Origin of the sequence: Stenotrophomonas sp. PS02289 (assembly GCF_029960115.1) — a bacterium.
GTDB lineage: Bacteria > Pseudomonadota > Gammaproteobacteria > Xanthomonadales > Xanthomonadaceae > Stenotrophomonas.
This window is the reverse complement of the sequence record NZ_JASCOZ010000354.1, coordinates 1-651: the sequence shown is the minus strand read 5'-3', so window position 1 is coordinate 651 and position 651 is coordinate 1. Positions and strand designations below refer to the sequence as shown.

Here is a 651-nt window from a genome sequence, read left to right as displayed (position 1 = left end):
GGCTCTGCCCGGCTGACGTGTTACGGGTGTTTCAGCCGGGCAGAGCCCGGCTCTACGGGATATGCTTGGTTCCACCCTCTGTGGAACCATGCGTCATGGAAGAAGACAGCCCGTACCGCGCCAGCAAGGTTTTGCCCACCCAATCGACCGACAGCGAGTCCGGCGAGGTTCCCACCTCCATCACGCGTCCGATCAAGCATCTGTGGATCCTGCTCTTGGTCCAGACGGGCATTGCGCTGGTATGGGGCGTGATACAGATCTTCAGCGCACCCTCGGTCGCATTGATTGTGGCGGCAACGTTTGGCACGACGGCAGTCGTCAATGCCGCGTTTGCATATGGTGTTTACAAGCGCGTCTTCTGGGTGGCCGTTGTGGTGGCTTGCATCAATGTCATCTCGCTGCTCATGGAGTTGCTGTCGCTGGGGAGGGGGACGGGCTCGGCCTTCACCTTCTTCCTTGCGGTGGCCATCAGCTACTTCAGTGTCCGCAGTGCTGCGGCGATTCGTGATTACCGCCGCTTCATGGCCGATGCGCGGCTGCGCCCGCCGGGGCGGAAGCTGAGTGAAGACTCCGCCTTCACGGAGAAGTCGGAAGCGTAGAGCCGGGCTCTGCCCGGCTGATGCGGTACAGGTGTTTCAGCCGGGCAGAGCC

General features: G+C 61.9%; 1 protein-coding gene. It reads left to right on the top strand.

Translation table 11 applies throughout. From position 1 onward, the window contains the following. Window positions 1-95: 95 nt before the first annotated feature. A complete protein-coding gene (locus tag QMX83_RS21585) occupies window positions 96-599 on the top strand; it encodes a hypothetical protein (protein WP_282298670.1) in 504 nt (167 codons plus the stop codon). The last annotated feature ends 52 nt before the right edge of the window (window positions 600-651 follow it).

Excerpts from the sequence above, each read along its gene's own strand:
- QMX83_RS21585 (WP_282298670.1), top strand. The coding sequence starts at position 96 with ATGGAAGAAGACAGCCCGTACCGCGCCAGCAAGGTTTTGCCCACCCAA.